The sequence below is a fragment of the Streptomyces sp. NPDC026538 genome (assembly GCF_055567535.1).
The window spans coordinates 194,067-216,082 of the sequence record NZ_JBVHQG010000005.1 but is presented as its reverse complement, the minus strand read 5'-3'; the positions used below and the strand labels follow the sequence as shown (position 1 = coordinate 216,082).

The following is a 22,016-nucleotide window of genomic DNA, read 5'->3' as shown; positions in this document are numbered from 1 at the left end:
GGGGACTCTGTGAACAGATCGGATGATTAACCGCCCGGGACCGGGTAGGCGTCTCGGACCATGTCTCTCGCCACCCCGACAAAGGCGCTCCCGCCTGCGAAGATTGCCGTCGCGCCGGCCCCACCCGGACGACCGCGCCCCCGACTCCTGGCCCTCGACGGACTACGGCTCCTGGCCGCGCTGATGGTCTGCCTCTACCACTACACAGGGCGCGGCGGAGTGGTCTCCGCGTCCTGGCACCAGAACCCCGCCCACGTCTTCCCGACCCTGTCCCGGGCGGCCGTCTACGGCTGTCTCGGCGTCGAGTTCTTCTTCGTCATCAGCGGCTTCGTGATCTGCATGAGCAGTTGGGGCCGCTCCCTCGGCGACTTCTTCCGCTCCCGCGTCGCCCGCCTCTACCCCGCCTACTGGGTCGCTCTGGTGCTGATCACCGGCGCGTCCCTGGTCCTGCCGGCCGTGGTCCACGCCGTCCGGCTCGACGAGTTCCTGGTCAACCTGACCATGCTGCAACAGCCGATGGGCGCGCCCCGCGTCCTCGGCGTCTGCTGGACGCTCTGGGTGGAGGTGCGTTTCTACGCGCTGTTCGCGCTGCTCGTCGTGCTGCCCGGCGTCACCTACCGCAGGGTGGTGCTGTTCTGCTCGGTGTGGACCCTGGCCGCCGTGCTCAGCACCTCGGCCGGCGGCCCCTGGACCGACCTGGTCGTCATTCCGCAGTACGCCCCGTACTTCATCGCGGGCCTGGCCCTCTACCTGGTCCACCGCTTCGGCGGCGGGGTGCTGCCCTGGGGCATCGTGGCGCTCTCCTGGATCCTCGGACTGCGCATGGCCACGGAGGGGCTGTGGCACGCCGGCTCGCCCCGGAACCCGTACGTGGTGATGCTCGTCGTCACGCTGGCCTATGCGGCGGTGGCGGCGGTGGCGGCGGGCTGGACGCGCTGGGCGGCCTGGCCCTGGCTGACCACGGCGGGGGCGCTGACGTACCCGTTCTACCTGGTGCACGAGCACCTGGGCTGGTTCGTGATCCGGGTGCTGCACCGGGGCTGGGGGCTGCCGCCGTGGCCCACGCTGGCGGTGACGGTGCTCGGCATGCTGGGCCTGGCCTGGCTGATCCACCGCTATGTGGAGCGGCCGTTCGGGCCGCGGCTGAAAACGGCGCTGAAGGGCGATTCCGGCACCCGGAATCCGGTCTAGCCGGCCAGCTCGGTATCGCCGCAGGCGGCGAATTCGGCGCCTTGCCGACGAGTTGCGGCTCGTCGGCGAGGCGCCGTGCCGGAAAATGATTTGACTTGGCGTCACCCATGCCTTCCTACGCCTTCTCGGCCACGCCGAATGCCTCCTTTGCCCGGCATTTCGGGACTCGGTGAACAAACAGGTCGGCGCTGCTCACAGACGTGCGCCCGCCCCGGTCCATCGCTCTTTCTTCGCATTGGTCCGCAATGCGCTCCGCGAGCCGGGCACGACGGGCGAATTCGAGCTTAATTCCAATGCCTCTTTCCGTACCTGGAGGCCCTTCGTCCCATTGACGCGAGCGGCCAATAACCATGCTTGTGAGATCGACTCGCGCACTCCTAGCGTGAGCCCGGAACAAGCCCGGCAAGATCGAACCGAACAGAGGAGAGCTCGTGAAGTCTCGTTTCCGCCTGTCGGCCGCTGCCGCTGTGGTGTCCCTGGCGGCGTTCGGCGCGGTGGGGGTCTCCACCTCGCCCGCGTCCGCCGCGACCGCCACCTGTTTCGGGTACACCGGAAACCTCAACGAATACGGCGCGGACTTCGTGGACTGGCAGTACGGGCCGGACGAATGCTTCGGCGTGGCCCCGTCCGGAACCATCTGGCACACCTGGTCGGGCGCGGGCGGCTGGAAGGAAATGCCGGGCGACGGAAAGGCCCTGGCCACCGTCGGCTACTTCGAGTCCTCCGCCGGGAAGGCCATCAAGGTCGTGACGGCGGCCGGCAACTACTACTGCAACTACGACGACTACGCGACCAATACGTGGGGCGGCTGGTACCGGACGAACACCGACCACTGCTGAACCAGCAAAAAACCCGTTCCCGGGCGGTTGCGCAACCGCCCGGGAACGGGTTTTTTTCCGACTGAGACCGTGTACCACGGAGCCGAGTTCCTGTCATTTTCTTTTTTCACGGTGCCGCGGACGACACGGATTTCCTCGTCACACGCCGTACCGAGCACCGACACCCGCGATGATGATCTCCAGGCCGGTGTCGAACTGACTGTCGTAGTCGGTGAAGATCTCCCGGCCCGCCGCCGCCGACAGCGGGAAGTCGGCCAGCAGGCGAGCCCGTTCCTCCATGTCGTAGCCCTCCCGGCGTTCGCCGGGGAGGGGTTGGACGCCCTGTTCCTCCGTGACGAAGCCGATGGTGTAGGCGTTGACCATCGCGCCGATCACGGCCGCCTGGGCGAGGGTGAAGCCGGCCTCCGTCATGACGCGCAGGTACGCCTCCTGTTCGCCGGCGTGGTCGATGCCCGTGAAGCGTGAGCCGCTGTAGACCTTGGCGCCGTCGCGGTAGCCGAGCAGGGCCGCGCGCAGCCCGCCGCTCATGGTGCGCAGCACGTTCTGCCAGGTGCCGGAGGGGTCGAGTCGCGCGTCCGCGACCATCCGGCGGTACATCTCCGTCGCCATCTCGTCGAGCAGCGCCTGCTTGTCCTTGAAGTGCCAGTACAGAGCGGGCGCCTTGACGTCCAGCTCCTTGGCGATGGCCCGCAGGGTCAGCCCGTCCAGGCCGACCTCGTTCAGCAGGCGCAGGGCCGTGTCGGCGACCCGGCGGCGGTCGAGGGGGGCGCGTCGTTCCGTACTCACGCTTGACAGCTTAACAGCGTTAAGGGCAGCCTTGCCCCCGACGGCACTTAACGACGTTAAGGAGATGTGTGATGGACGTCCTGATCGTGGGCGCGGGCCCCACCGGACTCACCCTCGGTATCGACCTCGCCCGGCGCGGGGTGGACGCGCTGGTCGTGGAGGCGGGCGAGAAGCTGTTCGCCGGCTCGCGCGGCAAGGGGATCCAGCCCCGCACCCAGGAGGTCTTCGACGACCTCGGGGTGCGCGAGGCGCTCCGCGCGGCCGGCGGCCCCTACCCGCCCCAGCTGTTCTGGAAGAACGGCGAGCCGCTGGAGACACGGCCGATCTTCGACGAGGTGGCGGCGGACGAGGGCGCGCCGTACACCGATCCGCTGATGGTCGCGCAGTGGCGGACGCAGGAGGTGCTGTACGCACGGCTGCTGGAGCTCGGCGGCCGGGTCCGGTTCGGTCAGGCCCTGACGGGTCTGGAACAGGACGCGGAAGGGGTGACCGCCCACTTCGCCGACGGTACGACCGCCCGGGCGCGCCATGTGGTGGCGGCGGACGGGGGCCGGTCTGCCATACGGCGCGCGGTGGGGGTCGCGATGACCGGCGAGTCGGTCGACCCGAACCCCTTCCTGGTGGCCGACCTGCGGGTGCGTGGCCTCGACCGCGACCACTGGCACGTCTTCGCCGGCGCCGACGGCAACGGCGTGGCGCTGTGCCCGCTGGCCGGCACGGACGACTTCCAGCTGAGCGCGAAGCTGCCCGAGGGCACCGAGGCCGACCTGTCCCTGGAGGGCGTACGGCGCCTGGTGTCGGCGTACAGCCACCTCGGCGCGGCGGACGTCACCGAGGTGCGCTGGGCCTCCGACTTCCGCCCGCGCGCCGCCCTGGCCGACCGCTTCCGGGTGGGCCGGGTCTTCCTGGCCGGAGACGCCGCCCACGTCCACTCCCCGGCCGGCGGCCAGGGCCTGAACACCAGCGTCCAGGACGCCTACAACCTGGGCTGGAAACTGGCCGCGGTGCTCGCCGGTGACGCCCCGGACGCGCTCCTGGACACCTACGAGGAGGAGCGCCGCGCGAACGCCGCCGCCATGCTGAACCTCTCGACGGGCGTCCACCGCGGCGAGGTACGGCGCGGCCAGGCGACGGTCCAGCTGGGGATCGGCTACCGGGAGTCCTCACTGACGGCGGAGACCCGGGCGGAGCCGGGGCCGGTGCGGGCGGGCGACCGCGCGCCCGACGGACGGAACGCGGACGGGGTGCGGATGTTCGACGCCTTCCGGGGACCGCACTGGACCCTGCTGACCCCGGAGCCGGTGGACGGCATCGGCGGCCTGCCGGCCCCGGAGTCGTACGGCCCGGGTGTGTTCCTGGTCCGCCCGGACGGCTACGTGGGCTGGGCGGGCGGGACGGCCGAGGGGCTGCGGGAGTACGCGGCGCGCACCGGGGCCTTCCGGGTCGCGTAGGGCGAGGCGCCGAAGGCCCGCGCAGGCGGCTCAGGCGCTCGCCAGTGTCAGCTTCACCGCGAAGCCCAGGAACAGCGCCCCCGCCGCCGAGGTCGCCGTCGCGGCCAGACGCTTGCGGCGGCGGAAGGCGGCGGCCAGCCTGGTGCCGCTGAATATCAGGGCGGTCAGGTACAGGAAGCTGGCCAGCTGGGCGAAGGCGCCGAGCACGACGAAGGACAGCGCCGGGTAGGCGTACCCCGGGTCCACAAACTGCACGAAGAAGGCGACGAAAAACAGGATCGCCTTCGGGTTGAAGAGGCTGATCACCAGAGCGCGGCGGTAGGGCCGCTCCTGTGTGACGGCGGCCGGTGCCGGACCGCTCTCCGCGGCCGCGCGCTCCCGCCGGGTCCGCCACATCGACCGGGCCGCCCGCAGCATGCCGACCGCCAGCCAGGTCAGGTAGCCGGCGCCCGCGTACTTCACGATCCCGAACAGCACGGCGTTGGCCTGGAGCAGCGAGGCGACCCCGGCCGCGGACAGCGTCATCAGCACGGTGTCTCCGCACCACACCCCGGCGGCGGCCGTGTAGCCCGCCCGTATCCCCTGGCGGGCGGCGACCGAGAGTACGTACAGCGAGTTGGGGCCGGGCAGCAGGACGATCAGGACGAGGCCTGCCAGGTAGGTGGGGAGATCGATGACACCGAACATGCGAAGAAGTCTCGCACGGGGGTCTGACACCGCCCCCGCCCGTGCCGACCGGAAGGCATCCACCGGAGTCAGCAGGTGTCCACCAGGATCAGAAGGTGCCATCGGAGTCAGAAGGTGCCCACCAGGGTCAGAAGGTGTCCACCGGGGTGTAGGTGCCCCACACCTCCCGCAGCGCGTCGCACACCTCGCCGACCGTCGCGCGGGCACGCAGGGCCGCCTTCATCGGGTGGAGGACGTTGTCGGCGCCCTCGGCGGCCCTCTTCAGGGCGGTCAGGGCCGAGTCGACGGCCCGCCGGTCCCGTTCGGCGCGCAGGCGGGCGAGCCGTTCCGCCTGCCGGACCTCGATGGCCGGGTCCACGCGCAGCGGCTCGTAGGGTTCCTCCTCGTCGAGCCGGAAGCGGTTGACCCCGACCACCACCCGCTCCCCCGCGTCCGTCTCCCGCGCGATGCGGTAGGCGTTGCGCTCGATCTCGCCCTTCTGGAAGCCGGCCTCGATCGCCGCCACCGCGCCGCCCAGTTCCTCGACCCGGCGCATCAGACCGACGGCCGCGCCCTCCACGTCGTCGGTCATCCGCTCCACCGCGTAGGAACCGGCGAAGGGGTCCACCGTCGCGGTGACGTCGGTCTCGTGGGCCAGCACCTGCTGGGTGCGCAGGGCGAGCCGGGCACTCCTGTCCGTCGGCAGGGCGATCGCCTCGTCGAAGGAGTTGGTGTGCAGCGACTGGGTGCCGCCGAGGACCGCGGCCAGGGCCTGGACGGCCACCCGGACCAGGTTCACCTCCGGCTGCTGGGCCGTCAGCTGGACGCCCGCCGTCTGGGTGTGGAAGCGGAGCATCAGCGACTTTGGGTTCCGTGCCCCGAACTCCTCCCGCATCACCCCTGCCCAGATCCGTCGCGCCGCACGGAACTTGGCGACTTCCTCCAGCAGGGTCGTACGGGCCACGAAGAAGAAGGACAGACGGGGTGCGAAGTCGTCCACGTCCATGCCGGCCGCGACCGCGGTCCGCACGTACGCGATGCCGTCGGAGAGGGTGAAGGCGATCTCCTGCGCGGGCGAGGCGCCGGCCTCGGCCATGTGGTAGCCGGAGATCGAGATCGTGTTCCACCTCGGGATCTCGGTACGGCAGTATCGGAAGATGTCCGCGGTGAGCCGCAGGGACGGTCCGGGCGGGTAGATGTACGTGCCGCGCGCGATGTACTCCTTGAGGACGTCGTTCTGGATCGTCCCGGTCAGCCGGTCGGCGCTCACCCCCTGTTCCTCGGCCACCAGCTGGTACAGCAGCAGCAGCACGGCCGCCGGGGCGTTGATCGTCATCGACGTCGACACCTGGTCCAGTGGGATCCCGCCGAACAGCACCCGCATGTCGTCGACCGAGTCGATCGCCACGCCCACCTTGCCGACCTCGCCATGCGCCAGGTGGGCGTCGGAGTTGTGACCCATCTGGGTGGGCAGGTCGAAGGCGACGGACAGCCCCGTGGTGCCGTGGGCGATCAGCCGCCGGTAGCGGGCGTTGGACTCGGCCGCCGTACCGAAGCCGGCGTACTGGCGCATGGTCCAGGGGCGGGCGGTGTACATCGTCGGGTAAACGCCCCTGGTGAAGGGGTACGACCCCGGGTCGCCGAGTTTCTCCGCGGGGTCCCAGCCCGCGAGGGCCGACGGGCCGTAGACCGGCTCGACGGGCAGTCCGGACTCCGACTCACGAACCATGGCGGCTGACCTCCGCGGTGCGCCGGTGCGGCGGGGCGTCTCACTTCCCACCATGCCCCCTTGTTCGGCGACGGTCACGCGGGGAAGCATCCTCCGCATGAAGGTCTCGGGGTACTCAGGGATCGTGGGGCGGCCCGCCGGCACGCTCGCCTCGGCCGCCGTACTCGCGGCACTCACCGCGCTCTGCGCCTGCACGGTGCAGCCGCCGGACGGCCCGGACGGCAAGGGGAACTCGCCCGTCCATATCGAGCTCCCGCACAGCCGGACACCCGCCGGAACAGGAGGTCCGGCACCCGGCGAGGCATCGAGCCGGCCACCCCGTGAGACCCCCGCCCCGACGCCGTCCGTCGTCGAGACCGACCCGCCGCACATCGTCTTCACCCGCGGCGACACCGGTACCGGCGTGCGTGAGCTGCAGGCCCGGCTGCGCCAGGTCGCCTGGCTGTTCGACGGGCCGACCGGGACGTACGACGACCTCACCGCCGAGGCCGTCAAAGGCTTCCAGGGCAGGCGCGGGCTGCCGCAGACGGGCGAGACCGACGCCGTGACCTGGCAGCGGCTGCGTCGGATGACGCACACGCCGGGGAAGTGGGAGCTGTACCTGATGGGCGGTCAGCCGGCCGCCGCGCCCGATCCGCGGTGCCTGACCGGACGGGTGCTGTGCATCAGCAAGACCAGCCGGACGCTGCGCTGGATGATCGACGGACGCACGGTGTCGACGATGTCGGTGCGGTTCGGAGCCCAGTACACCCCGACCCGTGAGGGCGTGTTCCACATCTACTGGAAGTCACTCCACCATGTGTCGACGCTCTACCACTCGCCGATGCCGTACGCGATGTTCTTCAGCGGCGGCCAGGCGGTGCACTACTCGTACGACTTCGCGGCCCGGGGGTACGCGGGCGGCTCGCACGGCTGCGTCAACGTCCGGGACGAGGCGGCCGTCTCGGCTCTCTTCGATCAGGTACGCAACGGCGACAAGGTCGTCGTCTACTGGTGAGTGACGGAGTGTGTTTGGGGCGCGGGCGGGACCGGGGGAACGTGTCCCGCCCGCGCCGATGCACGAGCCACGGGTACGGGGGGAACCCCGGCTCTGTGCGACGGCCGATGACCAGTCGGCTCACTCTGTACTGCGCCACCACCGCTGAAAACGTCACACCCTGCCGGAAAAAAGTTCAGGGGGTTTCGAAATCGCAGGTCACAGCGGTGCGTAAAGGTCAAAGCGCTCCGTATGCGGGGTCGGTCGAGGGACCCGGCCGGTTCGGCAGCAGGGGTGCGAAGGCCGTCGGGGCGGGTGCGGCCACACCGTCCTGTCGGTGGTCGTGGCCCCGGCCGTCACCGCCGCGTCGGCCGGGACGGCCGTCGTCGTCACCGCCCTGGCCGGTGCCGTTGCCGCCCGAGCCCTTGTTCTGATCGTCCTGGCCGCTGCCGTCGCCCTTGTCGGCGTCGGAGTCGCCGTCCTGGCCGGCCGAGCCGACGCCGAGGAGGACCTTGCAGAACCTGTCGACCCGTCGGGAGCCGCCCGCCATCCCCTCCAGGGCACGTCTGCGGTCGGTACCCAAGGACTTGCCGTCCTGGATGTCCCGGCAGAACCTCAGGGCACGGTGCCACCGGTTCCCGGGGGTGCCGTCCGAAGAGGTGCCCCGGTCCTTCGGCTTGCCGGACGGGTCGGGCGAGGGGCGGACGGGGGCCCGGGGGGTGGCGTCCGCGGAGGGCGCGCCGGTCTCGCCGCCGAGCAGGGACTCGGTGGACGGCGAGTCCTGCGGGTGTGCGGGGGTGCCGGCCGCCGAGACGGAGGCTCCGGGCGCGGGGCGGTGACCGTCGAACGGCGACGGCAGCACCCCGGTGCCCGCGGCCACCGCGACCCCGCCGAGCATGCCGACGGTCAGCACGGCGGCCAGGGCGAACCGCGCGGGGCGGGCCCAGCCGGGGACACGGAGCGGCCGGGGACCTGCTCCGATGCGGACGAGGCCCGCGTCGGAGCCCCGCCCCGGCCTGCGCGGCTGCCGCGCCACGGACGTCCACTCGTCCTCGGCGGATTCGCGCGCTTTGCGGAAGGCAGCCAGCGCGGCTTCCTCGCCGGGGAGTTCGGCGGTGTCCGGCACGCTCCGCACGGAGAGCGCCCCGAGCGTCCTGGCGAGGCGTTCTGCCTGGTCACGGGCGGATTCGTCGACGGCTTCCAGCGACTCACCGCGCAGCAGACGTTCCGCCGTCACCCGGTTCAGCCACTTGTTCTGCTCGTCGGCCATCACATGTCCTTCTGCGTCCGCGAACGCGTATGCGTCACAGTGGCGGACGTCACCGCACGATCCTTCGGTTCTCGCTGGGGCGGGAGCGCGTCGAGGACGACGCCCGCCTGCTCCGGGTCGGCGCCGAGCAGTTCCGCGAGTTTCTTCAGGCCCCGGTGGGCGGCCGTACGGACCGCGCCGGCGCGTTTGCCGAGCGTCTCGGCCGCTGTCTTGGCGTCGAGGCCCATGACGACCCTGAGGACGACCGCCTCGGCCTGGTCCTGGGGCAGCCGGGCGATGAGGGAGAGGGTGGAGTCGGTGGTCAGCGCCTCGATGGCCTCGCCGGCGGTGTCCGACTCGGCGGCCCGGCCGGTCAGTTCCGTCTCGTCGCCGCCGATCGCGGGGCGGCGGCCGCGCATCCGTATATGGTCGAGGGCGCGGTTGCGGGCGATCCGGGCGGCCCAGCCGCGGAACCGGTCCGCGTCGCCCTCGAACCGGTCGAGGTCGCGGGCTATCTGCAGCCAGGTCTCGGAGGCGACGTCCTCGGCGTCCGGATCGCCGACCAGCGTGCGGACGTATCCGAGCAGGCGAGGCTGCACAGCGCGATAGACGATGCGGAAGGCGGTTTCGTCCCCGTCCTGTGCCGCACGTACCGCGGTGGTCAACTCCGCGTCGTCCCCCAGCACCCGATCCCTCTTCGCGCCTAATCCGGCGCCGCTCTCGCGGACGTGGTTCTCGCCGTCGTGGTTCCTCAATTGATGGTTGCGGTAATCGGGACGCAGATGGTTGCGGTGGTCATGCGTCCTCCGCGGCCCGGCGCGAAAGGCACGTTACGACCTGAAACCGCTCGCCGTCCACGTCCGTACAAAGTGCAACTAACTCGTGACGCCCTGAGGTGTGACAGAAAACGCACTCACGGCGCTGAAGAGAGTACGGGCCGCCGCGCGGTCCGTGCCGCGCGACGACCGGGGCCTCTCCTGTGGGGGGTGGCGGCCCCGGTCGTTGCTTCGGTGCCGCGCGGATGCGCCAACGCCGAGCGATTCAGGGCCGGTTGGCCACCTCGATGCCCGATACGCGGGATCGGTGGCCCTCTTCGAACCGCCCGTGGTGTCGGGCTGGTTCGTATTGCTGGACTTGCCCTTCTCCTTTCCATTCGTGATCGTCTGCGGCAGCACCTGGGCGCGGTACACGGTTACGTTCGTCTCACCGCCCCCCGGCCCGCATCGACCGCTGCCAGGCCGTGTTCACATCGGCGGCCATCGGCGAGTGACGTTTGGTCAGGACCGGACGCTGTCTCTAAGGGTTACCTGTGCGACAGGTGTGCCAGGTGCGACAGCCGTGGTCTTTTTCTAGGGGTGGGGACGAGTGAGTTCACGCGGAAAGCGTGCGTACAGACCGTTGAGCATGAAGCGACGGGCATGGCTGACGCTCGGCGCGGTGGTCCTGGGTGGCGGGGGTGTGGTGACATACGCCGTCGCCAGCCCGTCCGCCGGCCACGGCGTCCAGGGGCGGGCCAAGCGGCCGGTGAAGGTCTACGAACTGGCCCTGAAGGGCAGCGCGAGCGGCGAGCGGGAGCTGCCGCGTACGAACACCGAGCAGTTCTCGATGCTCGGCGTGTCCTGGACGGGGGCGACGAAGCGGCTGCACGGCACGGCCCAGGTACGCACCCGGAGTGTCGCCACCGGGGAGTGGACCGCCTGGCAGGACCTGGAGGCGGCCGACCCGCTGGAGGACCCGAAGGCCGAGCCCGACGCGCGCGGCGCGTCCGAGCCGCTGTGGGTCGGTCCCTCCGACGGTGTCCAGGTCCAGGTCGTCCACCGGGACGGCTCCACCAGCTCCGGTCTGCCCAAGGGGCTCCAGGTGAACCTGGTCGACCCCGGGGTGGCGACCAGCGCGGAGACGAAGGCCGAACCGGCCGCGTACGTGGCGGAGGGCACCCCGAGCGACAGCGCTGAGCCCACCGACAGCGCCTCACCCGCCGACTCCGTCTCGCCCAGCGAGTCCGTGACGGCCTCTGCCCCGGCTTCCCCGAGCGACAGCGCGTCGGCGTCACCGAGCAGCTCGGCCTCCGCGTCGGCGTCCCCCTCGGCGTCGGCTTCGCAGAGCGCGTCCGCGAGCCCGTCGGCCACCGCGCCCACCGCGCCGCCGTCCACCGTCCCCGAGCCGCCGATCGTCTCGCGCGCCGGCTGGGGCGCCGACGAGTCGCTGAGTCCCGACCCGTCGGAGTACAACGCCGACGTGAAGGCCGTCTTCGTCCACCACACCGACGGGGCGAACGACTACTCCTGCTCCGACTCCGCGGCGATCGTGCGGGGCATCTACGCGTACCACACGCAGACCGAGCTGTGGAACGACATCGGCTACAACTTCCTCGTCGACAAGTGCGGCACGATCTTCGAGGGCCGCAAGGGCGGTGTCGACCGGCCCGTGCTCGGCGCGCACACCTACGGCTGGAACCGGGAGTCGGCCGGTATCGCGGTGCTCGGTGATTACACCTCCACCGGCGCCACCGACGCGGCCCTCGCGTCGGTCGCCCGGATCGCGGCCTGGAAGCTCGGCCAGTACGGCGCCGACCCCGCCGGCACCGTCAAGCTCACGGCGGGCGCGACCCAGACGAACTTCTTCGGCACCAGCTTCACCGCGGGTAGCGCGTACACCTTCAACCGGATCTCCGGTCACCGCGACGGCTACAACACCGAGTGCCCCGGCAACTCCCTCTACCCGCAGCTGCCGACGATCCGCGCCTGGGCGGCCGGCCCGGTGCAGGGCCTGAAGCTCACCTCGCTGTCCGGCGCGAGCCTGTCCGGCTCGACGTACTACAGCAAGGGCGCGATCACGGCGAAGTGGTCGACCACCACCCCCGGTTCGCTGATCTCGAAGTTCGAGCTGCTGGTGGACGGCAAGGTCACCGCCACCGCCGCCGGCACGGCCACCTCGGTGAGCGCCACGCTCGGCACGGGCAGCCACAGCGTCGCTGTACGGGCCGTGCACCAGTCGGGCAGGACCACGACGACGGCCGCGGTGACCGTCGTCACCGACACCACCGCGCCGACGTTCACCACCGCGCCGAAGCTCTCCCTGCGCACCGGCACCGTCAGCACCACGGCCGTCCCGGTCACCCTCGGCTGGAAGGCCACCGACAGCGCCGCGCTGAAGTCGGTGAGCCTGCTGACCCCGACGACGGCCACCTTCGGACCGACCACGACCGGTTCCAGCCGCACGGCCAAGTCCGGTACCGCGAGCACCTGGTCGATGAAGGCGTACGACTACGCGGGCAACACCCGCACCTCGTCGTCGTCCTTCACCCCGGTGATCCTCCAGGAGACCTCGGCCACCAAGTCCGGTACCTGGACGGCCCGTTCGTCCACCAACTACCTGGGCGGCAAGTCGTACTCCAGCGGTTCCAAGGGCGCGAGCCTGACCTGGACCTTCACCGGACGGTCCGCGTCCTGGGTGGTCTCCCGGGCGTCCACCTCGGGCCAGGCGTACGTCTACGTCGACGGCACCAAGGTCGCGACCGTCGACCTGAAGTCCTCGACGACCTCCTACCGCCAGGCGATCTGGACGAAGACCTGGTCGTCCAGTGCCAAGCACACCGTGAAGATCGTCGTGGTCGGCACCAGCGGCCGTCCGACGATCACGACGGACGGCCTGGTCTACCTCAAGTAGGCGGGCTCAAGTAGCCGAGTCGACCGGTTCGGGCGTCCACTCCCGCGCAGTCCGCGGGGTGGGCGCCCGGTCCGCGTTCACGACCACTCCGGCGACGAGCGCCGCCGGCAGCAGCGCGGCCATCGCCCACCAGGTGGCGACGTTGGAGCCGTGCACCAGCGGTGTTCTCGCCAAGCCCCCCGCTATCCCATGGCGTCCCGGCACAGCAGCCGCAGCGAGCCGTGGCCGCCGTAACACCGCCGGGCCTCGTCGACGGGGTCCCAGAGCCGGCCGTCGGGGGTGCGGACCCAGTGGTCGCCGCCGGACGACCACCATTCTGCGCCGGTGTGACGGGCGATCACCTCGCCGGCGTAGCACCCGAGGCCGCGCAGCATCTCCCGTACCGCGTCGTACGGCGCGCCCTCCCGGCGTATCTCCTCGATCATCCGGTCGACCCGCCACAGACTCTGTGCGGAGTAGTCGAGCCGGACCCGCGCGCCCTCGCGCATCATGGCCACCGCGTCCGCCGCCCAGCGGGCCGGTTTCGTGGCGGCGTGCGGCCTGGTCTGCTGCTGTGCTGTCACGTAGTGAACTGTCACATAGGGAAAAGCGAGGTCAGCAACGGTTTCGTCACTCCGGTTCGGGGTGTTCCGGCAACCGGTGCAGGACCCCCGCAAGTCCGCCGCAGCTCCGTCGCACAGCGCTCACAGGAACCTCTCGGGCGGACCTTCGCGGCCGGTTCAGCCGCGCCCGCGGGCCCGGCGTGACACCACCGCGCGCAGCACCCGGCGGCCCTCGGTGGAGACGTCCAGCGCGCGGCGCAGCCCGGCCGCGCCGTGTCCGGCGAGCAGTTCGAGGACGGTGACCTGGCGGCGCAGTTCGGCGGCGACCAGCGGGGACATGTCCTCGGTGCCGCCCTCGCGGCGGGTGTCGACGGAGGGTGCCGGGTCCTCGGCGGGGTCGAGGAGCCGGTGGATGCGCAGCGAGGCGACGGAACAGGCGTCGGCCCACAGCCGCACCTCGTCGGGGGCGCGGTGCACGGGGGCGGCGTCGAGCATGCGACGGGCGAGCAGCTCGGCCTCGGCCTCGCCGGTGTCGAGCGCGTCCCGGGCCTGCTCCAGACCCGCACCCCATCCGGAGCCGTCGGCGAGGCTCGTCCACAGCGGCCGCAGCACCAGGTCGTCCCCGCCGAGCAGCGGCACGCACCGATCCAAACAAGCCAGTCCGCTGGCGGCCAGCCCGCGTTCATCGGCCTGCGCGATCAGCTCCACCAGGCTCATCCCACGCCCCCAATAGGTATGTACCAAGGCGCCGACCTGTACGGAGCCCGCACTTCCCCTTACTGCGTGCAAGGGCCCGGGAGTGTCACAGCGGTGGGACGCCCAGCAGACCGGGCACCCGGAAGAAAGGGTTTTCGGCCAACGGCGCCGACGGATCGGGGCCGGCGGTCAGTACCGGGGAGACGCGTGCGGCCGTGGATCAGAGCGCGGCCGGGGCGGTGCCCGCCAGCGCCTTCTCGTGCTGCATCCGGGTCAGCCGTACGACGACGAGGATCGCGAGGACGGCGGCGGCGATGTCGAGGGCGTCCGAGACCAGCATCCCCAGGGCGTCGTCACGGGCCTGGGCCGCGCCCTCGGCGTCGCCGTTGCCGCCGGTCACGGCACGGCCGACGAACAGCGAGGCCAGCCAGAGCGTCCACCAGGCGTTGACCAGCGCATGCGAACGGGTTGTCCCCCAGGGGCTGCTGGCGTCCCAGATGTCGAGGGTGATCCGGCGCGGCATCCAGAGGTTCGCGACCGGCACGAACCAGCCGCCGATCGCCCAGCCCGGCGATCTGCGGTGCCCGAGCGGGTTGAAGACCTGGGCGTTGGCCCGCACCCGCTGGAACCAGCACAGGTACACCACCGCGCAGCTGACCAGCGACACGGCCTGGGCACCGGCGGCGAGCCCGGAAAGCGCGTCGGCGCGGTCGGCTCGGCGGAACGCGGCGGCGCCGGTCTCCCCGTCGGCCAGGGCGCCCGTGGTGTCGTACTGGAGCAGGTCCGCCCAGACGGCGAACAGGTCGGCGGCGACGACCGCGCCGAGCAGCACGGCGGCGGCCCAGCCGAGCCCCGCGGGCGAGCGCGGCCACAGCCCCGGCGCGCCGCCGAAGACCGGGACGGGCTCGGGCGAGGCGCCCAGGCAGCGTTGGCACAGGGTGGCGCCGGGCGCGGCGGCGAAGTGATGGCAGCGGGCGCAGATCAAGACGGTTCCCCCGGGGTAGGGCACGGGACCCTCCCCTGGTCCGCGCGCGGAAGCGGAACATACGGCCCGTCACCGCCGTACGTCCACCTCTCGTCGCATGTCAGCCCAGCTTGCCCGCCAGCGTCTTGAAGTCGGTCCAGGACATCGCCGGGGTGCCCGGGTCCCAGAGTTTCTGGATGGTGGCCCGCAGCGGCATCCGGATGCCGGCGGCGACCTGGTCCTGCGTCTGGGAGTTGGCGAGGTCGCACCAGACGGCGAAGGAGCCGCCGAGGATCTGGGGGTCGTACCGCGTGGCCACGGCGCCGGTGCCGCGCAGCACGCGGGGGGTCCACTGCTGGTAGATCCGCTGCCCGGTCGGATAGACGAAGGTGTTGGGCTCACCGAGGACGTAGTAGAGGAACTCGTCGTTGTAGTTGAGCACCTTCCGGCCCGCGCGGAGGTACTCCACCGGCTGCCGGGCGCCGATCTCCTTGCCGGTCCAGTAGGCGACCTGGAGGTCCTCGGCGGGCTGCACGGAGGTGCCCCGGAAGAAGCCGTCGTTCCAGACCCGCATGGTGCGGTCGTGGGCGCGGACGGTGTCGGCGCGGTCGTTGAGCCAGCCGGTGGTGAGGTCGGCGACGGTGCCCGAGGCGCCGTACGCCTGCTGGGCGGCGTCCGCCAGCTGCGGGTAGGAGGCCTGCGGGTCGGTGACGGCGAGCGCCTGGTACTCGTCGCCGCCGAGGTTCCAGTAGGAGCCCGGGAACAGGTCGGCGTACTCGTCGAGCAGGTCGTCGACGATCTCCGCCGAGTCGTCCTGGGAGATGTCGATGGCGCCCTTGGTGGCGACGCCCTGCGCGTTGCGCAACTGCAGATCCGGGTGGGCGGCGAGGACGGCGCCGAGGTGACCGGGCGAGTCGATCTCGGGCACCACCTGGATGTGCCGGCTGGCGGCGAGGGCCACGATCTCCTTGACCTGCGCCTTGGTCAGATGGTCCGAAGAGACGATCTCCGGGTGGGTGCTGGACTCGATCCGGAACCCCTGGTCGTCGGAGAAGTGCAGCCCGAACTGGTTGAACTTCAGGTCGCCCAGTTCCTTTATCCGGCTCTCGATCCAGCCCGCCGTGAACGGCTTGCGCGCGATGTCCAGCATGAACCCGCGCTGCGGCTTGGCCGGCTGGTCCTTCACGACCCCCTCCGGGGCGCTGCCGCCGCCGCGCACCTCCTGCTTGAGCGTCCGGGTGCCGTAGAAGACACCCGCGTCACCGGCCCCGCTGATCCGCACCGACCCGCCGCGCACGGTCATCGTGTACGACTCCGGGTCCCCCGTCCCACCGAGGTCGAGCCGCAGGTCGCCCGCCTTGACGTCCTCGTTCGCCGCCTTCTGCCCGGCGTACGACAGCCCCAGCTCACCCGCTGTCAGCCGCCCCTCGTCGACCAGTGCCGCGTCGCTCACCACGACCCGCTCGCCCTTCCGGGGGCGCCAGCCGGGTCCGCGGGCGGCGGTGTGGGAACGCACGGCGGGGATGGTGCGCGGGGCCTGGGACAGGGGGTAGCTGCGGGTCGGCGTGGGGGTCGGGGTCGCGGCCCGATCGGCGGACGAGGCGGCCGTCCCGCTGCCGGACGGTTGCCGGGCGGCCGATCCGGCCGGGGTCCCGCCGTCGCCCGAGGTGGCGGCCCACACACCGATGCCGGTGCCGATCGCGACGGTCCCCACGAAGGCCGCGGCGATCATCGCCCGTCTCCGTGTCCCCTGCCGTGCCGAGGGCCTGCGCTTGTGCTGGCTCACCGGTCCAACCTATGACGCATCCACCGCTCAGGCGTCATCCAACCGCTCCGAAACTCTCCCCTTCGGGTGAAATTGAGGCAACCAACCGACACACCATGAACGTCCTCGATAACGTCGACGACACATCTCTCACAGCATCCCCTGCCATACCGCATGTGACGCGAGGACCCACGCTGCCCGCCCACCGCCCGCCCCAGCTCCCCACTCCGCTGGACGCGTTCAACGCCGCCCCGGACGACGAGGTCGGCGCCCTGCTCCTGCACTGCCTGCGCAGCCCGCGCTGGTCCCGGCGACTCGCCGACCACCGCCCCTACCCGGACATGGAGTCCCTGCTGGCGGCGGCGGACGAGGCGGCCTACGACCTGTCCCCGGCAGACCTCGCCGAGGCCCTGGCGGGCGAGTGCCTCCCCGAGCTGCCCGAGGACACCTACTCGGCGGCCCACACGGCCCTGACCGCGGCCCACGCGGCCTACGAGGCCAAGTTCGGACATGTGTTCGTCATCTCCCTGGGCGACACATCCCCGGGCGAGTCCCTGGACCGCGTCCTGGAAGGCATCCGGTCACGTTTGACAAACGATCCGGAGGAAGAGCGGGTCGTGGCCGCCGATGAGCTTCGGTGCCTGGCAAGGGAACGGCTGGCGAGCTACCTGAGGGGTGCGGGGCTGCGTACATCAGCGGCTCCGCCGCGGGGCGCGGCCAGCCCCAACGCTCCCGCACCCGGCAAATAACCGGACCCCCCACCCCGGATGCCGCCCGGCTAACCCATACGCGTGCCACTTTGATCACACCGGTAGGCCCGGCGTAAGCCCAGCCGCACCGCATCGCTACGATGCTGGGGGCCGGTGGACCGTACCCGGCCGGGCCCGACCGACACCAAGCCGGCGCGGCCCCAATCCCCGCTCCCGGAGGGACTTCCGTGCCGGCTGGAACGCTGTACCGCGGCCGGGAAGGAATGTGGTCCTGGGTGGCTCACCGAGTCACCGGCGTCCTCATTTTCTTCTTCCTGTTCGTTCACGTGCTGGACACCGCTCTCGTCCGTGTCTCCCCAGAGGACTACGACAAGGTCGTAGCCACGTACAAGACGCCGATCGTCGCGCTGCTGGAGTACGGCCTCGTGGCCGCCATCCTCTTCCACGCGCTCAACGGCCTGCGCGTCATCGCCGTCGACTTCTGGTCGAAGGGCCCGCGCTACCAGAAGCAGATGCTCTGGACGGTCGTCGGTGTCTGGGTCGTCCTGATGGCCGGGGCCATTTACCCCGTTCTCGGCCACGCCGCTCGTGTCCTGTTCGGGAGCTGACGCAGATGTCGACCACTGAAACCCCCGCAGCCGGCGTCGGCCCCGTCGAGGGCGCCCCCCTCTTCAACGTCGACAACCCGGCCCCCCTCATCGAGGCGCCGCGCAAGCGCACCAAGAAGTCCCCGAAGTCCACCCGGGGCAACTTCGAGATGGCCGCCTGGCTGTTCATGCGGCTGTCCGGCGTCGTGCTGGTCGTCCTGGTCCTCGGCCACCTGCTGATCCAGCTGGTGCTCGACGGCGGCGTGTCGAAGATCGGCTTCGCGTTCGTGGCCGGCCGCTGGGCCTCGCCGTTCTGGCAGGTCTGGGACCTCCTGATGCTGTGGCTGGCGATGCTGCACGGCGCCAACGGCCTGCGCACGGTCATCAACGACTACGCGGAGCGCGCGAACACGCGGCTGTGGCTGAAGGGCCTGCTCTACACCGCCACGGTGTTCACCATCCTGCTGGGCACGCTGGTGATCTTCACCTTCGACCCGAACATCCGCTAGGCACGGGGCTGCGAGAATCATGAAGATCCACAAGTACGACACCGTCATCGTCGGCGCCGGTGGCGCGGGCATGCGCGCGGCCATCGAGTCGACGAAGCGCAGCCGCACCGCGGTCCTGACCAAGCTCTACCCCACCCGCTCCCACACGGGCGCCGCGCAGGGCGGTATGGCCGCCGCGCTGGCCAACGTGGAGGAGGACAACTGGGAGTGGCACACCTTCGACACGGTCAAGGGCGGTGACTACCTGGTCGACCAGGACGCCGCCGAGATCCTGGCGAAGGAGGCCATCGACGCCGTCCTCGACCTGGAGAAGATGGGCCTGCCGTTCAACCGGACGCCCAACGGCACGATCGACCAGCGCCGGTTCGGCGGTCACTCCCGCAACCACGGCGAGGCGCCGGTCCGCCGGTCCTGCTACGCGGCCGACCGCACCGGCCACATGATCCTCCAGACGCTGTACCAGAACTGCGTCAAGGAGGGCGTGGAGTTCTTCAACGAGTTCTACGTCCTGGACCAGCTGATCACCGAGGTCGACGGCGTCAAGAAGTCGGCCGGTGTCGTCGCCTACGAGCTGGCCACCGGTGAGATCCACGTCTTCCAGGCGAAGGCCGTCATCTACGCCTCCGGCGGCACCGGCAAGTTCTTCAAGGTGACGTCGAACGCGCACACGCTGACGGGCGACGGCCAGGCCGCCGTGTACCGCCGGGGTCTGCCGCTGGAGGACATGGAGTTCTTCCAGTTCCACCCGACCGGCATCTGGCGCATGGGCATCCTGCTGACGGAGGGCGCCCGTGGTGAGGGCGGCATCCTCCGCAACAAGGACGGCGAGCGCTTCATGGAGAAGTACGCGCCGGTCATGAAGGACCTCGCGTCCCGTGACGTCGTCTCCCGGTCCATCTACACGGAGATCCGGGAGGGCCGCGGCTGCGGTCCCGAGGGCGACCACGTCTACCTCGACCTCACCCACCTCCCGCCGGAGCAGCTGGACGCCAAGCTCCCGGACATCACCGAGTTCGCGCGCACCTACCTCGGTATCGAGCCGTACACGGACCCGATCCCGATCCAGCCCACCGCGCACTACGCGATGGGCGGCATCCCGACGAACGTCGAGGGTGAGGTGCTGATCGACAACACCACGGTGGTGCCGGGCCTGTACGCGGCCGGCGAGGTCGCCTGTGTGTCGGTGCACGGCGCCAACCGGCTGGGCACGAACTCCCTGCTGGACATCAACGTGTTCGGCCGTCGGGCCGGCATCGCGGCGGCGGAGTACAGCCACACCGCGGACTACGTGGAGCTGCCGGAGAACCCGGCCGAGTTCGTCGTCTCGCAGATCGACCGGCTGCGCACCTCGACGGGCAACGAGCGGGTCGCCACGCTCCGCAGGGAGCTGCAGGAGACCATGGACGCCAACGTCATGGTGTTCCGCACCGAGCAGACGATCAAGACGGCCGTGGAGAAGATCGCGGAGCTCCGCGAGCGCTACCTGAACGTCTCGATCCAGGACAAGGGCAGGCGGTTCAACACCGACCTGCTGGAGGCCATCGAGCTCGGCAACCTGCTGGACCTGGCCGAGGTCATGGCGGTCTCCGCGCTGGCCCGCAAGGAGTCGCGCGGCGGTCACTACCGCGAGGACTACCCCAACCGCGACGACGTCAACTTCATGCGCCACACCATGGCGTACCGCGAGGTGGGCGACGACGGCGCCGAGTCCATCCGTCTCGATTACAAGCCGGTCGTCCAGACCCGCTACCAGCCGATGGAGCGTAAGTACTGATGGCAACCCCGACCCTGGAGAAGGCGGACGCGGCCGGCCGGCCCGAGCCCGGCTTCGCCGACTCCCCGTACATCACCGTCACCTTCCGCGTCCGCCGGTTCAACCCGGAGGTCTCGGCCGAGGCGGTCTGGGAAGACTTCCAGCTGGAGATCGACCCGAAGGAGCGCGTCCTCGACGGCCTCCACAAGATCAAGTGGGACGTCGACGGCACGCTGACCTTCCGCCGCTCCTGCGCGCACGGCATCTGCGGCTCGGACGCGATGCGGATCAACGGCAAGAACCGCCTCGCCTGCAAGACGCTGATCAAGGACATCAACCCCGAGAAGCCGATCACGGTCGAGCCCATCAAGGGCCTGACGGTCCTGAAGGACCTGGTCGTCGACATGGAGCCGTTCTTCCAGGCGTACCGGGACGTGATGCCGTTCCTCATCACGAACGACACCAACGAGCCGACGCGCGAGCGTCTGCAGTCCGCCGAGGACCGCGAGCGCTTCGACGACACCACGAAGTGCATCCTGTGCGCCGCGTGCACCTCGTCCTGCCCGGTCTTCTGGAACGACGGGCAGTACTTCGGCCCGGCGGCGATCGTCAACGCGCACCGCTTCATCTTCGACTCGCGTGACGAGGCGGCCGAGCAGCGCCTGGAGATCCTGAACGACCGCGACGGCGTGTGGCGCTGCCGCACGACCTTCAACTGCACGGACGCCTGCCCGCGCGGCATCGAGGTCACCAAGGCGATCCAGGAGGTGAAGCGAGCGCTCATCACGCGCCGCTTCTGATCTCCACGCCCCTGCCTCAGGGCCCGGTTTCCGTTCGGGAAACCGGGCCCTGCGGTGTTCCGGCAGGTCTGTGCCACTCCCTGGCGCCCGCCGCGCGCATCAGGGCCAGGGCCGGGTCCGGGGCGCCGGAGACCAGGGGGTGGACGAGTTCGACGTAACGGATCTGGCCGGTGAGGGATCTGCGCAGTTGCCGGAGGCTGCGAGCCCCGAAGGAGACGCCGCGCCGGCGGTCCACGACACCCGCCGCGCGGGCCAGTCCCGCGACGCCGACCTTGCACACGGTCGAGGCGGTCTCCCGGCAGGCGTGGATCTCGAGGTCGCCCTGCCACAGGCCGAGGACCACCTGGTAGGTCACTCCGGACCCGGTGTAGGTGGCCACCGCGAGATGCCGGTCCGGCTCGCCCGCACCCGGCCCGTCCAGCCCCAGTCGCTCCGCGACCTCGGCGAAGGCCACCCGCACCTCGCCGAAGAAGGCCTCTGTCCCCGGAGTCATTTCCGCCCCCCCTCTACGCAGCCGCCGTGCCGACGGCCGCCCAGCGTAGCGAGGCGGCGGGCGCCGTCTCGGCCCAATGAGTGACCCCGCGGTCTGCCCGCACCACAAGTGTCATCTCCGCACCTAATCTGATCGCATGTCAGATGACGAGTCGTACGAACTGCTCGGGTTCGACAACGCGCTGTTCCCCGTCGGGGATCTGGCGGATGCCGTCGGCTTCTACGAGCGGGCCGGGTTCACGGTCGGGTTCCGGTTCGACGAGGGCGGGATCGCCCTGCTGAAGGTCGGGGGCGAGACGCCCGGGATCCTGCTGCGGGCCGAGGCCGGACTGGGACGGCGGGCACCGGTGTGGGCCGCGCCGCGGCTGTGGCTGGAGGTGCCGGACGCGCGGGTGGCGGCGCGGCGGCTGGCCGAGGCCGGGATCGCCGTGCTCGACGCGCCGTTCTCCGTCGCCACCGGATGGACCGTCGAGATCGCCGACCCCTGGGGGAACGTCCTCGGGTTCACCGACTACAGCAAGCGGCCGGAGTTGGCGCGGCGGGCGTGAACGGGGTCACTCCGCCTTTGAGTTGAACACGTTCAAAAGCAGGTCTACAGTCATCCCTGTCAGCGTTTTGAACGCGTTCAAGAAGGGGTGGGGC

General features: G+C 70.8%; 22 protein-coding genes. 11 read left to right on the top strand and 11 right to left on the bottom strand.

Annotated elements, in window-relative coordinates:
• The first annotated feature begins 60 nt into the window (after window positions 1-60).
• Window positions 61-1,191, top strand: coding sequence for an acyltransferase family protein (locus ACZ4N4_RS21460; protein ID WP_467591009.1), 1,131 nt, complete (start codon window positions 61-63; stop codon window positions 1,189-1,191).
• A 431-nt stretch (window positions 1,192-1,622) separates the two neighbouring features.
• On the top strand, window positions 1,623-2,030 hold the full coding sequence (locus ACZ4N4_RS21455) for a hypothetical protein (protein WP_467591006.1): 408 nt from the start codon (window positions 1,623-1,625) through the stop codon (window positions 2,028-2,030).
• Window positions 2,031-2,168: 138 nt separating this feature from the next.
• Here the strand turns inward: ACZ4N4_RS21455 and ACZ4N4_RS21450 are convergent, their stop codons facing one another.
• On the bottom strand, window positions 2,169-2,816 hold the full coding sequence (locus ACZ4N4_RS21450; RefSeq protein WP_467591004.1) for a TetR/AcrR family transcriptional regulator C-terminal domain-containing protein: 648 nt from the start codon (window positions 2,814-2,816) through the stop codon (window positions 2,169-2,171).
• A 71-nt stretch (window positions 2,817-2,887) separates the two neighbouring features.
• Between ACZ4N4_RS21450 and ACZ4N4_RS21445 the strand changes: the two genes are divergently transcribed.
• Window positions 2,888-4,267 carry an FAD-dependent monooxygenase gene (locus ACZ4N4_RS21445; RefSeq protein ID WP_467591001.1) on the top strand — a complete coding sequence of 460 codons (1,380 nt, stop codon included), beginning with the start codon at window positions 2,888-2,890 and terminating at the stop codon, window positions 4,265-4,267.
• 30 nt (window positions 4,268-4,297) lie between these two features.
• On the opposite strand, the gene leuE is transcribed toward ACZ4N4_RS21445, so the two are convergent.
• Together leuE and ACZ4N4_RS21435 are read right to left on the bottom strand one after the other, a co-directional pair.
• On the bottom strand, window positions 4,298-4,954 hold the full coding sequence (gene leuE, locus ACZ4N4_RS21440; RefSeq protein WP_467590998.1) for a leucine efflux protein LeuE: 657 nt from the start codon (window positions 4,952-4,954) through the stop codon (window positions 4,298-4,300).
• A gap of 127 nt (window positions 4,955-5,081) precedes the next feature.
• The gene (locus ACZ4N4_RS21435; RefSeq protein WP_467590995.1) at window positions 5,082-6,662 is read right to left on the bottom strand and encodes an acyl-CoA mutase large subunit family protein; all 1,581 of its coding nucleotides are present in this window, start codon (window positions 6,660-6,662) and stop codon (window positions 5,082-5,084) included.
• Window positions 6,663-6,759: 97 nt separating this feature from the next.
• On the opposite strand from ACZ4N4_RS21435, the gene ACZ4N4_RS21430 reads away from it, so the two are divergent.
• Window positions 6,760-7,659, top strand: coding sequence for a L,D-transpeptidase family protein (locus tag ACZ4N4_RS21430; protein ID WP_467590992.1), 900 nt, complete (start codon window positions 6,760-6,762; stop codon window positions 7,657-7,659).
• A 217-nt stretch (window positions 7,660-7,876) separates the two neighbouring features.
• On the opposite strand, the gene ACZ4N4_RS21425 is transcribed toward ACZ4N4_RS21430, so the two are convergent.
• Complete coding sequence (locus ACZ4N4_RS21425; protein ID WP_467590989.1) at window positions 7,877-8,908, bottom strand: hypothetical protein; 1,032 nt, start codon at window positions 8,906-8,908, stop codon at window positions 7,877-7,879.
• On the bottom strand, window positions 8,908-9,573 hold the full coding sequence (locus tag ACZ4N4_RS21420) for an RNA polymerase sigma factor (RefSeq protein ID WP_453568945.1): 666 nt from the start codon (window positions 9,571-9,573) through the stop codon (window positions 8,908-8,910). Before ACZ4N4_RS21420 ends, ACZ4N4_RS21425 begins: the two co-directional genes overlap by 1 nt.
• Window positions 9,574-10,291: 718 nt before the next feature.
• Here ACZ4N4_RS21420 and ACZ4N4_RS21415 point away from each other — a divergent pair.
• Complete coding sequence (locus ACZ4N4_RS21415) at window positions 10,292-12,556, top strand: peptidoglycan recognition protein family protein (RefSeq protein ID WP_467590987.1); 2,265 nt, start codon at window positions 10,292-10,294, stop codon at window positions 12,554-12,556.
• A gap of 6 nt (window positions 12,557-12,562) precedes the next feature.
• Here ACZ4N4_RS21415 and ACZ4N4_RS21410 read toward each other — a convergent pair whose 3' ends face one another.
• The 5 genes from ACZ4N4_RS21410 to ACZ4N4_RS21390 all read right to left on the bottom strand — a co-directional run bounded on the left by ACZ4N4_RS21410 (window position 12,563) and on the right by ACZ4N4_RS21390 (window position 16,490).
• Window positions 12,563-12,730 (bottom strand): hypothetical protein, encoded by a 168-nt coding sequence (locus ACZ4N4_RS21410; protein ID WP_467590984.1) that lies wholly within the window; start codon window positions 12,728-12,730, stop codon window positions 12,563-12,565.
• A gap of 8 nt (window positions 12,731-12,738) precedes the next feature.
• A complete protein-coding gene (locus ACZ4N4_RS21405) occupies window positions 12,739-13,119 on the bottom strand; it encodes a hypothetical protein (RefSeq protein ID WP_450754470.1) in 381 nt (126 codons plus the stop codon).
• Window positions 13,120-13,275: 156 nt separating this feature from the next.
• Window positions 13,276-13,815 carry a hypothetical protein gene (locus tag ACZ4N4_RS21400; protein WP_467590981.1) on the bottom strand — a complete coding sequence of 180 codons (540 nt, stop codon included), beginning with the start codon at window positions 13,813-13,815 and terminating at the stop codon, window positions 13,276-13,278.
• A 199-nt stretch (window positions 13,816-14,014) separates the two neighbouring features.
• Window positions 14,015-14,803: a DUF4328 domain-containing protein gene (locus tag ACZ4N4_RS21395; RefSeq protein ID WP_467590978.1), complete on the bottom strand. Its 789-nt coding sequence runs from the start codon at window positions 14,801-14,803 to the stop codon at window positions 14,015-14,017.
• 76 nt (window positions 14,804-14,879) lie between these two features.
• Window positions 14,880-16,490 carry a beta-N-acetylhexosaminidase gene (locus ACZ4N4_RS21390; protein WP_453568949.1) on the bottom strand — a complete coding sequence of 537 codons (1,611 nt, stop codon included), beginning with the start codon at window positions 16,488-16,490 and terminating at the stop codon, window positions 14,880-14,882.
• A 209-nt stretch (window positions 16,491-16,699) separates the two neighbouring features.
• Between ACZ4N4_RS21390 and ACZ4N4_RS21385 the strand changes: the two genes are divergently transcribed.
• The 5 genes from ACZ4N4_RS21385 (at window position 16,700) to ACZ4N4_RS21365 (ending at window position 20,882) form a co-directional block, all read left to right on the top strand.
• On the top strand, window positions 16,700-17,272 hold the full coding sequence (locus tag ACZ4N4_RS21385) for a 2-oxo-4-hydroxy-4-carboxy-5-ureidoimidazoline decarboxylase (protein WP_467590976.1): 573 nt from the start codon (window positions 16,700-16,702) through the stop codon (window positions 17,270-17,272).
• A 188-nt stretch (window positions 17,273-17,460) separates the two neighbouring features.
• On the top strand, window positions 17,461-17,841 hold the full coding sequence (sdhC, locus tag ACZ4N4_RS21380; RefSeq protein ID WP_043406142.1) for a succinate dehydrogenase, cytochrome b556 subunit: 381 nt from the start codon (window positions 17,461-17,463) through the stop codon (window positions 17,839-17,841).
• Between the two features lie 5 nt (window positions 17,842-17,846).
• Window positions 17,847-18,329 (top strand): succinate dehydrogenase hydrophobic membrane anchor subunit, encoded by a 483-nt coding sequence (locus ACZ4N4_RS21375; protein ID WP_453568951.1) that lies wholly within the window; start codon window positions 17,847-17,849, stop codon window positions 18,327-18,329.
• Between the two features lie 19 nt (window positions 18,330-18,348).
• Window positions 18,349-20,103, top strand: a complete 1,755-nt coding sequence (sdhA, locus tag ACZ4N4_RS21370; protein ID WP_453568952.1) for a succinate dehydrogenase flavoprotein subunit — start codon at window positions 18,349-18,351, stop codon at window positions 20,101-20,103.
• Window positions 20,103-20,882 carry a succinate dehydrogenase iron-sulfur subunit gene (locus tag ACZ4N4_RS21365; protein ID WP_453568953.1) on the top strand — a complete coding sequence of 260 codons (780 nt, stop codon included), beginning with the start codon at window positions 20,103-20,105 and terminating at the stop codon, window positions 20,880-20,882. The genes sdhA and ACZ4N4_RS21365 overlap by 1 nt, the downstream gene beginning before the upstream one ends.
• Window positions 20,883-20,898: 16 nt before the next feature.
• Here ACZ4N4_RS21365 and ACZ4N4_RS21360 read toward each other — a convergent pair whose 3' ends face one another.
• On the bottom strand, window positions 20,899-21,375 hold the full coding sequence (locus ACZ4N4_RS21360; RefSeq protein WP_453568954.1) for a hypothetical protein: 477 nt from the start codon (window positions 21,373-21,375) through the stop codon (window positions 20,899-20,901).
• A gap of 136 nt (window positions 21,376-21,511) precedes the next feature.
• On the opposite strand from ACZ4N4_RS21360, the gene ACZ4N4_RS21355 reads away from it, so the two are divergent.
• Window positions 21,512-21,922 (top strand): VOC family protein, encoded by a 411-nt coding sequence (locus ACZ4N4_RS21355; protein WP_453568955.1) that lies wholly within the window; start codon window positions 21,512-21,514, stop codon window positions 21,920-21,922.
• The last annotated feature ends 94 nt before the right edge of the window (window positions 21,923-22,016 follow it).